This is a genomic window from Actinocorallia lasiicapitis, from assembly GCF_054778695.1.
Map to the genome: position 1 here is coordinate 1 of NZ_BAAGZI010000538.1, position 3,178 is coordinate 3,178.

A 3,178-nucleotide genomic window follows, 5' to 3' on the forward strand; every position below is an offset into this window, starting at 1 on the left:
CCGGAGAGTCCGTGCCCACTCTGCACAAGATCGCCGTGCTCGTGCTCGGCGCGGCCCTGCTGTTCGGCCTGCTGCTGCCCCGCGAGAACGAGCGGGCGCGGAGCGCCGACAAGGTCGTCGCCGTCTCGGGCTCGCCGACGGCGTCGCCGTCGCCCGGCGCCTCGCAGGCCCCGACCAAGGGTCCGAAGCCGAAACCCCAGCCCGCCTCGCCGGAGGCCGCCGCGGCCAAGGCCGACGAGCTCGGCCAGGTCCCGGTGATCATGTACCACCGGATCCTGAAGAAGAAGGCCGCCGCCCTCGACCGCACCCCGGACGAGCTCCGCGCCGAACTGGAGAGCCTCGCCGCCGACGGCTACGTGCCCGTCACGGCCGCCGACTACGTCCAGGGCAAGATCGACATCCCACTGGGCAAACATCCCGTCGTCCTGACCTTCGACGACGCCGACGCCTCCCACATGGCCCTCACCGCCGACGGTCAGCCCGTGCCCGACACCGCGGCGGGCGTGATCATGGACGTCGCCTCCCGGAACCCCGACTTCAAGCCCGTCGCGACCTTCTACGTCACCAAGGACGCCTTCCAGCAGGGCCAGTCGGGCAACCCGGCCGCCGCCTGGCTCGTCGAGCACGGTTTCGAGCTCGCCAACCACACCTACAGCCACCCCGACCTGTCGACCCTGTCGGAGAAGCAGGTCAAGGATGAGATCGGCAAGGGCGAGAAGCTGACCGAGGCGCTCAACGGCGGCCATGAGTCGATCACCTTCGCCTACCCGTACGGCAACACCCCGAAGAAGCCCTCCTGGGGAATGAAGGGCGACGGCTGGGCGTTCCAGGGGGCGTTCCTGGCCGGCTACAACCCGGCTCCGTCGCCGTTCGACAAGAATCTCGACCGGGAGAAGATCCCGCGGATCCGGTCCTTCCCCAAGACCAAGACCGAGGGGTGCGACCAGTTCTGCTCGACGGCCTGGCTCGCGTGGTTCGACAAGAATCCCGCGAAGCGGTACACATCTGACGGCGACCCCGCGGTCATCACCGCTCCGAAGGCACAGATCGAAGATCTTCTCGACGGCCGATTCGCGGCCCAGGCGCGGGAGTACTAGCTTCTGGATCTTCGTTCCGGGCCAGCTCGGGCCCTGCTCCGATTGACCGGGGCCCCTGAAGTCTCATATGCTGATCGCTGCGCTATGGGTCTGCGGCGCCTCGGACGTAGCAGGCACTCGCTCGAACTGGTCGACATCGGTCCTACGGGGTTTCCAGCCCTGGCATCTCCGGTCTTGGCGGGGACGAAACCGGCCCTCCGCGCTACACATACGACTCATTGTCCGTACCCGGAGCCAGCCCACACATGACGAGCAGCACCGAAGCCACCTCGACCACCCCGCAGGTAGCGGTCAACGACATCGGCTCGGCTGAGGACTTCCTCGCCGCGATCGACCTGACCATCAAGTACTTCAACGACGGCGACATTGTCGAAGGCGTCGTCGTCAAGGTCGACCGAGACGAGGTCTTGCTCGACATCGGTTACAAGACCGAGGGCGTCATCCCGTCCCGCGAGCTCTCGATCAAGCACGACGTCGACCCCAACGAGGTCGTCTCCGTCGGCGACGAGGTCGAGGCCCTGGTCCTCCAGAAGGAGGACAAGGAGGGTCGTCTGATCCTGTCCAAGAAGCGCGCCCAGTACGAGCGCGCCTGGGGCACGATCGAGAAGATCAAGGACGAGGACGGCATCGTCACGGGCACGGTCATCGAGGTCGTCAAGGGTGGCCTCATCCTCGACATCGGCCTGCGCGGCTTCCTGCCCGCGTCGCTCGTCGAGATGCGCCGGGTCCGCGACCTCCAGCCGTACGTCGGCAAGGAGCTCGAGGCCAAGATCATCGAGCTGGACAAGAACCGCAACAACGTGGTCCTGTCCCGCCGCGCCTGGCTCGAGCAGACCCAGTCCGAGGTCCGCCAGACCTTCCTCAACACCCTGCAGAAGGGCCAGGTCCGCAAGGGCGTCGTGTCCTCGATCGTCAACTTCGGTGCCTTCGTGGACCTGGGTGGCGTCGACGGCCTCGTGCACGTCTCGGAGCTGTCCTGGAAGCACATCGACCACCCGTCCGAGGTCGTCGAGGTCGGTCAGGAAGTCACGGTCGAGGTCCTGGACGTCGACATGGAGCGCGAGCGCGTCTCCCTGTCGCTGAAGGCGACCCAGGAAGACCCGTGGCAGCAGTTCGCCCGGACCCACCAGATCGGCCAGGTCGTCCCCGGCCGCGTCACCAAGCTCGTTCCCTTCGGCGCGTTCGTGCGCGTCGAGGAGGGCATCGAGGGCCTGGTCCACATCTCCGAGCTGGCCGAGCGCCACGTGGAGATCCCGGAGCAGGTCGTCCAGGTGGGCGACGAGATCTTCGTCAAGATCATCGACATCGACCTCGACCGTCGCCGCATCAGCCTCTCGCTGAAGCAGGCGAACGAGGGCGCCGCCGAGGTCACCGACGAAGAGTTCGACCCGACCCTGTACGGGATGCCCGCCGAGTACGACGCCGAGGGCAACTACAAGTACCCCGAGGGCTTCGACTCCGAGACCGGCGAGTGGCTCGAGGGCTTCGACTCGCAGCGTGAGATGTGGGAGAAGCAGTACGCCGACGCGCGTTCCCGCTTCGACGCCCACCGCAAGCAGATCGACGAGGCCCGCAAGGCCGACGCCGAGGCCGCTGGTGGCGAGGGTCAGACCTCCTACAGCGCCGGTGGCGACGTCGACGAGCAGGTCGGTGGCGCGCTCGCCACGGACGAGGCTCTCGCCGCCCTGCGCGAGAAGCTGTCCGGCGGTCAGTAACCAGCACGAACAAGTCTTGATCAGCCGCTACCATCTCTTGGGTGGTCACGACTGACAAAGGCATCCGAGCAGAGGGTCCCTCCGGTCCGCCGGAGGGGCCCTCTGTCGTTCCCCGCGGAAAGGCCCGCCTCACGCTGATCGCGATCACCGTCGCGGTCCTCGCCGAGACGCTCCGGTGGGCTCTCGCGGTGTTCGCCGTCGAGGCGACCCCGCGTGACGTCTACATGAAGGTCGGGCTCAGCGGAGTACTCAAGGCGGCCGTGCTCGTGGCGGCCTTCCCGTTCGCCGCGCCGCTGATCCGCAGGCTGGCCGGGCCGCGCGCCCTGCTGGTCGCCGTGGTCGGCGGGCTGCGGGCCACCCGGGTGC

General features: G+C 67.7%; 2 protein-coding genes and 1 pseudogene. All 3 read left to right on the top strand.

Annotated features, from left to right (window positions below):
* Window positions 1-1,097: polysaccharide deacetylase family protein (locus ACYVE7_RS31750; protein WP_460369973.1), on the top strand; the 1,097-nt coding region annotated here is incomplete at its 5' end.
* Window positions 1,098-1,342: 245 nt separating this feature from the next.
* Window positions 1,343-2,812, top strand: a complete 1,470-nt coding sequence (gene rpsA, locus ACYVE7_RS31755) for a 30S ribosomal protein S1 (RefSeq protein ID WP_460369975.1) — start codon at window positions 1,343-1,345, stop codon at window positions 2,810-2,812.
* Window positions 2,813-2,853: 41 nt separating this feature from the next.
* Window positions 2,854-3,178: pseudogene (locus tag ACYVE7_RS31760) on the top strand (hypothetical protein); the annotation flags it as partial.

Excerpts from the sequence above, each read along its gene's own strand:
- rpsA (WP_460369975.1), top strand. The coding sequence starts at position 1,343 with ATGACGAGCAGCACCGAAGCCACCTCGACCACCCCGCAGGTAGCGGTC.